At 60.9% G+C, this 6654-nt stretch carries 5 protein-coding genes and 4 pseudogenes; 5 read left to right on the top strand and 4 right to left on the bottom strand.

Annotation, left to right across the window (positions count from 1 at the left end; all coding sequences use genetic code 11):
• Positions 1–78: 78 nt before the first annotated feature.
• The 4 genes and pseudogenes from JKG68_RS30420 to JKG68_RS30405 all read right to left on the bottom strand — a co-directional run.
• A pseudogene (locus JKG68_RS30420) lies at positions 79–473 on the bottom strand (IS3 family transposase); the annotation flags it as partial.
• A gap of 270 nt (positions 474–743) precedes the next feature.
• Positions 744–1799 (bottom strand): IS110 family RNA-guided transposase, encoded by a 1056-nt coding sequence (locus tag JKG68_RS30415; RefSeq protein ID WP_202065997.1) that lies wholly within the window; start codon positions 1797–1799, stop codon positions 744–746.
• A 74-nt stretch (positions 1800–1873) separates the two neighbouring features.
• A pseudogene (locus tag JKG68_RS30410) lies at positions 1874–2095 on the bottom strand (transposase); the annotation flags it as partial.
• A gap of 113 nt (positions 2096–2208) precedes the next feature.
• Positions 2209–2418 (bottom strand): annotated as a pseudogene (locus JKG68_RS30405) (isocitrate/isopropylmalate family dehydrogenase); the annotation flags it as partial.
• 440 nt (positions 2419–2858) lie between these two features.
• Here JKG68_RS30405 and JKG68_RS30400 point away from each other — a divergent pair.
• From JKG68_RS30400 to JKG68_RS30380, 5 genes and pseudogenes are all read left to right on the top strand, one after another.
• Positions 2859–3323: an Hsp20 family protein gene (locus JKG68_RS30400; RefSeq protein WP_202065995.1), complete on the top strand. Its 465-nt coding sequence runs from the start codon at positions 2859–2861 to the stop codon at positions 3321–3323.
• A 320-nt stretch (positions 3324–3643) separates the two neighbouring features.
• Positions 3644–4485, top strand: a pseudogene (locus JKG68_RS30395) (universal stress protein).
• Between the two features lie 52 nt (positions 4486–4537).
• Positions 4538–4975: a universal stress protein gene (locus JKG68_RS30390; RefSeq protein WP_202065993.1), complete on the top strand. Its 438-nt coding sequence runs from the start codon at positions 4538–4540 to the stop codon at positions 4973–4975.
• A gap of 403 nt (positions 4976–5378) precedes the next feature.
• Positions 5379–5888, top strand: coding sequence for a phasin family protein (locus JKG68_RS30385; RefSeq protein ID WP_202065990.1), 510 nt, complete (start codon positions 5379–5381; stop codon positions 5886–5888).
• A gap of 236 nt (positions 5889–6124) precedes the next feature.
• Entirely contained in the window at positions 6125–6478 is a 354-nt protein-coding gene (locus tag JKG68_RS30380) for a hypothetical protein (RefSeq protein ID WP_202065989.1), read from the top strand.
• Positions 6479–6654: the final 176 nt, after the last annotated feature.

Below are 6654 nucleotides of genomic sequence, written 5' to 3'. Positions count from 1 at the left end.
GGACGACCGCGCACCAAGACGCGCGTGACCCGCTTTGCGGCGTTGGCGCCGGCCTTCTGAATTCGCCGACAGTATCTACGAGATATCCGCCGCCCATTTCTGGTTCGGACCCTCGGCCGAGAAGTCCTGCTCGAGCAGGTTGGGCGCGATCGGAAAGGCGTGATGGCTGTCGGTGGTGCGCTTAAACCGGCGCATCAGCCGGACGGTCCAGCGCCGACCGACCTCTAGCCTTCGTCCTGCAACTCGCGGGTCACGCGTGGGCTGCCGTAGGTGCCGTTCGAGCGGACAAAGGCCGAGCGGATGTGGGCCAGCAGCACCAGGTCCTCGCGCTGGCGTGGACTGGCCGGACGGGATCTCCAGGCGAGATAGCCGCTGGGGCTTACTTCGAGAACCTGGCACAGACGTGTGACGGGGAACTCCTCTTTCGCCGCATCGATGAACTGGAATCTCATCGACTTCCCTCCTTGGCGAAAAACTATGGACCGGCCGTGCGTTGCAAGAGGGTTGTGGCAGATGGGTGAGTGACGGTTCGCATCAATCTATCCGGCCTCTGGATGGAGCACCTGCTCCGGGCCATGATGGAAATCCGCGCGCACTGGGCCTTTTTAGCGGTGAGACCTCAACGGGCCATTTTTTCGCTCAGGCTTCCAGTGCGCAGGGCGACCGTTCATCCATCCTGTCACATCCTTCCCGCAAACCTCGGTGGGAACTCGATAGCCGAAACGCCTGCTGCTCAAGCGGCCTTACGGTATCTGGGCGGCAATCCCCGCGTCATAGCCCCTTTCGCGGTACAACACGCTCCAGGCGATGCGCGCCAGCTTGTTGGCCAACGCGGCAGCCAGCACATTCCGATGCAGCCGAGGGGCCGCTGCCATCAGCCAATGGCCGAAGCGATATCTCGGCCAGTTGTGTGGGTGCTGCAGAACAGCCTGGGCGCCCCCCACGAACAGGGTGCGCAAGTAGCGGTTCCCACGCTTGGAGAGGCCGCCCAGGATGGTGCGATTGCCGGTGGAGATCTGCTTCGGCACCAGCCCGAGCCAAGCAGCGAAGTCGCGGCCTTTGCTGAAGGCGGCTCCGGTTCCGATCGCCGCCACCATGGCGCTGGCGGTGATCACGCCCACCCCCGGGATATCCATCAGCCGCCGGCAGCCCGTGTCGTCTCGCGCCAGGGCCGTAATGTCCCGGGTCAGCGTTTCGATGCGTTCGTCCAGTTGCCGCCAATCGTCTGACAGATCCTCGATCAGATGGATCATCCGCGGCGAGAGCACGTCCGTGCGTTGAGACAGAAGCGTGGGCAGGGCCTCGCGCAAGCCCGCAAGCCCCTGCCGCACTGGAAGGCCGCATTCGAGCAGGAAGGCGCGGATCTGGTTGATCACCGCCGTGCGCTGGCCGATCCGGCGGCGGCGCACCCGATGAAGCGCTTGCAGATCAAGTTGTTCGGCGGACTTCAGCGGCACCGGCCGCATGGTCGGGCGCTGGACCGCCTCGGCAATGGCCTCGGCATCGCGGTAGTCGTTCTTGTGGCCCTTGAGGAATGGCTTCACGTACAGGGCCGGCAGCAGGCGCACGTCATGCCCAAGAGCCGCGAGCTGACGCCCAACATGATGGGCGCCTGCGCAGGCCTCCATGCCGATCAGGCAGGCCGGGACGTTGGCCAGGCAGGATTGCAGCTGCCCGCGCGCGATCTTCCGGCGCAGCACAATCTTGCCGCGGGCATCCATGCCGATCAGGTGGAAGGTGTTCTTGCCCAGGTCGATTCCGATGGTGGCGATGGCCTCAGTCGTGGTCTGGTGTGACATGGCATGGCTCCTTGCCTGCGGGACAATCCCGCCCTCCCATGCTCCACCCGGGAGCACGGCCGGTCCATGCCATTAGCGGTGGCTCGCTTCAGGATCTCCCGTTCCTGGCGCAGGATCTCGTTCTCGCGCCGTAGCCGCTTCAGCTCGGCGGCCATGTCCTCCTGGCGCTCCTCGGGCGGATGGTCGATCTCACGCTCGCGACGGCGATCAAGCCAGTGCCGCAGGGTCGACAGGCCAACCCCGAGATCTGCGGCGATCTCGCGCCGGCTGCGGCCGCTCGTCAGAGCAAGCCGCACGGCCTCATCCTGAAACTATTTCGTAAAACGCGTGTGGGGCATGGAGATCCCCCTGGGCTATAAGAGTGCTCTCCATCTTTCCGAAGCAAGACCAGCATGGGCGTTGCCTGTTCTTATGCGTTGTCGCCTTGGATAGCGGCGATGACGGCGTCCGTGACCTGACAGGTCGTGGCTTGGCCACCGAGATCCGGCGTATGCAACGACGGATCGGCTGTCACGCGCTCTATGGCCCGCATCAGGCGATCGGCCGCGGGCTTTTCACCCAGATGCTCCAGCATCATCGTTGCCGTCCAGAACGTGCCGACGGGATTGGCGATGCCCTTCAAAATGGGCGTATTCCCAAGCCTGTAGTTGACCTAGCCCCTCTCTCGCAACTGCTTGCGGCTCTGATACACGTCCGAATCCGCCCATGGGCACCAGGCCTGTAAGGGAGGGGCGTATGTCTTCAGGAACTGCCACTATGGCCGTTATTCTCGCCGCCAGCCTGCCGCTGCACGCCCACGCCCTCCAATCGCACCCGATGTTAGATGCAGATCTTGCCAGGCTACAGGACCGATAGACCGCCCCATATACCCGTGGAACTTTGCCGCCTGCAATCGAAGTAAATTGCTGAAAGATACACGAGCATACTTATGTATTCCTATTGAAATTACTTATCTCGACTCCCAAATACTGGAGGCGCAGGCCATTTGGCTGCGTGATACGGACGGTCAGGCCCTCAGGGCGAACCCTTCGCATGTCCCTCAACCAGTGAGGTCATGCTATGCGTACATTCGATTTTGCTCCTCTTTATCGTTCAACCGTCGGCTTCGACCGGATGTTGTCAATGCTTGACCAACCCGGCGGCGTGGAAGGCTCAGCGCCGAGCTATCCGCCTTACAACATCGAGCGGACCGGTGAGAACACCTATTGCATCTCAGTCGCGGTCGCCGGCTTCTCGCAAGCTGATCTCTCGATTGAGGCAAAGGAGAACAGGCTGACGATCCGCGGCGCGCGGCAGCCCAAGGAAAAAACGTCCGATATGCTCTATCTGGGCATTGCGGCACGAGCTTTTGAGCGCAGCTTCCAGCTCGCCGACCATGTCACAGTCGAGGGTGCAAGCCTGGATAACGGTCTCCTTCACGTCAAGCTCGTGCGGGAGCTCCCGGAGGCGATGAAGCCTCGGACAATCCCAATCACGAGCCCAAGCAAGCTTCTGGAGGCCGCACCGGCTCAGATCACGGCCTGAGATGCTGCCAGTTTGAATGTGGGGGGTGCCTCGGAAACCGGGGCGCTTTGTCCATGGACGACCCTGGTCTTGTGTGGTTTGACCCCTTCCGCAGCTCTGCTCCACAGATCGTCATACTTCATGAGAACCTGTGCGACGATGGCTGCTCAACGGCGATGCACTGACGGCCGATTTGGACTCCATGCCGCTGCCGACAAGGCTTTGTACGGTCTCCGATCGAGACGTTTGCAAGACGGTGCCATACTGATCCCCTGCTGCGGCACTGGCTTGGAAGAACTCGGAAGCTCAAGCCTGGTCTCAACTGGAAAAGGAAAACTCTGATGCTCCAGAACATCCACAGCATCCTGATCGGGTTGACGGAGGAAGGAGATGGAGGAGCGATCCTCGGCCCTCGCCTATGGCCTCTCGCTAGCCAAAGAGGCAGGGGCTCACGTCACCGTCCAGGCCGCCTCGTTGAAGCTTTCCCTGACACATGCCTTCATCAGCAACATCGCCGAAGACCTCGTGGCGGCCGAGAACCGCCGGCTTGATGCTTTAGCTCACGCCGCTGCGGATGCATCGCGGCAAGCTGCGGCAGCCTCGGGCCTCGCCTGCACCACCCAGGCACCGCAGCTTGCCTATCCAGACCTGGTCAAGAGCTTCACCGCCCTGGCACGAGCCCACGACCTGACGGTTCTGGACGCCGAGCCGATTTCCCTGGCCGTCGACCGCGGGCTGATCGAAGCGGTGCTCACCGACAGCGGGCGCCCGCTCATCGTGGGGCCCCAAGGTCACGAGGTCTTCGCTGGAGACAGGATCCTCGTGGCGTGGGATGGCAGCGCCAAGGCGGCGCGGGCGCTCAATGACGCCCTGCCTCTCCTGCGCGAGGCCTCTCACGTCGAACTGGTCAGCGTCACGGGAGAGAAGGATCTGGCGCCGGCTGTCTTTGGGGTTGACCTTGCCCCGCATCTCACCCGCCACCACATCAAGGTCGGCGAGCTGACCGTGCCCGCCCCTGGAGGGTGACGTCGCCGAGACCTTGCGCAATCATGCTGACCTGATCCGGGCCCACATGATCGTGATGGGAGCCTATGTACATTCGCGGCTGCGTCAGATGATGCTCGGCGGCACGACGCGGTCGCTGCTCAAGAACTGCCCAGTGCCCCTGTTCCTGTCGTACTGAACGAAAGAGGGCACAGTGTTTGGGGCTTCACTCCTCAACAAGGGAGGCCTGCATGTATAAGAACATTTTGATTGCGACCGACGGCTCATCCTTGTCGGCCCGGGCCGTCGAGCATGGAACCAACCTGGCAAAGGCTGTGGGAGCGACGGTCCTGCTGCTCACGGTTGCTGAGCGGTTCCACGTCTTTGCGCTTGAGGCTGATCAACTCGGGGAAACGCCAGCCTCGTTCAGAGAGCATATGCAAAGGCACGCCGAGCGCACCCTGGAAGAAGCCTCCGAGATCGCGCGCAAAATTGGTGTTGATGCCACGACCCTTCACATGGAGGACGACGCACCCTATCAGGCGATCATCCGCACGGCGGAAGGACAGCGCAGCGACCTGATCGTCATGGCCTCGCATGGACGCGACGGGGTTTCGGCCCTTTTCCTGGGAAGTGAGACCATGAAGGTGCTCTCCCACTCAAAGATCCCAGTCCTCATGGTGCGCTAGCCCTGGATGACGATCAAACAAGTGATCAAGTCGTTAATCAGGGCGGGGCGAGCTGAATTGGGGCATGGAGGGGTGGCCTGTCGAGATGCCTTCCACAAAGGCTTTCTGCCAAATCCCCACCGGATAACGGGTATGCAGGGTCTGGACGGGGCGGCGCATGAAACGGGGATACTGCGAAACACAATGCGGAACAACCTTCAGCGTGTGGGCAGGATCATACGAACTAAATTGAGACAGGATCGCCCATACATAGTAAAAGATCCTGGTGGTCGCATTATGAACGTAATGTTCTGCGATCTCTCTTAAGAGGAAATAAACAACAATTAAGTACAAGCTGTTTCCGATTTGGCCCGCAAGGCTGGGATTATGCGTACTTGTATTTATCAGTGTTAGGATAATCCATATGTCTGTCGCTCACAATACAAACAACCAGGCGAACAATCGCGCTAAACTTGCGGGTGAACACATTCGCGACAACGCAGAGAAGGCACAAGACGCCATGCGGTCTGGCCTGAACTCTGCCTCTGAGAACACCCAGCGCTTCACAGATCAAGTCACTCAGGCTTATGGCATCACGGGGGAGGGCCGCGAGGAACTCACCCGTCAGGGAGCCCAGAGCCTTGAGATAATGACGCAGGCCAGCACCATGCTGACGCGTGGAGTGCAGGACCTCTCGCGCGAGTGGTTCAGCCTCACGCAGGAGCGGTTGCAGAAGAACGTCGAGGATTTCGCCGTGCTGGCACGCTGCCAGTCCCTTCCGGATTTTATGGCAGCCCAGAGCACTATCATGCGGCACAACCTCGAGCAGACGATTGAGGGCACGCGCCGGATCGGTGAGGTCGCCACACGGGTGGCGAACGAGGCCGGCCAGACACTCAAGGCTGAGACGAAAAAGGCCAGCAGCGCTGCCTGATACGTTTCAGCACTTCGTGCTGAGAAAACCAGAAAAGAGCCGAGGCAACACCTCGGCTTTTTCTGCGTACTGTCGACTGGGCTTTTACGAACTTTGTTGGCCTGGAAGAGCCCTAGGCTTCGCAGAACGAGGCCTTATGGTCAAAGCGGAGGCCTGTGCTCGTTCATTGACGAAGCGGCTCCTCGACGAACACGGCCTTTCCAGCACACGGCCCCACGTGGTTCCCCGGAGGATTGATGATCAAAAGCGCAGTCATTGTTGGGTTGTTTGTCCTCGCTACCCAGGCGATGGCACAAGAGACCCCGCCAGCAACGTGGCGCGACCCGGATACCCGGTGCGTGTATCTCAAGGTTGGAGATGCCCTGAGCCTGCGCTACCGTCGTGACGGCACCCCGGATTGCGCCAGCGTTCAGCAGGACAGCACTGACGCATCGATCGCACGCGGTGACTTGCGGGAAGCGACGCAACAAATTGTACGCTCGATCGAGGAGTTGCGCCGGGATATCGGAGCAGTCCGGCGAGAGATGGAACGTACCCGCAACGAGCTGGAAAATATCCGTCGCGAAGCGAGGCAGCCTCGAGCGCAGTAGTATGGCCACTGCCTCTTAAAGTTGGCCTGCACCAAGACAGATCGGTCTAGTGGTGATTTCTGAGGAGGTTGTTAATCCCGTCTGAAGGTCTGAAGGTGCTCGTTGCGACACAAACCCCTGACGGACCTGAGGAATGAACAACCCGCACCAGAATGCCCGCACGACCCGGCTGGGTC

The organism is Microvirga aerilata (genome assembly GCF_016743775.1).
In the GTDB taxonomy this organism is placed as follows: domain Bacteria; phylum Pseudomonadota; class Alphaproteobacteria; order Rhizobiales; family Beijerinckiaceae; genus Microvirga; species Microvirga aerilata.
Note: the sequence above shows the minus strand (reverse complement) of the source record. Positions and strands in the feature narration are given on the sequence as shown.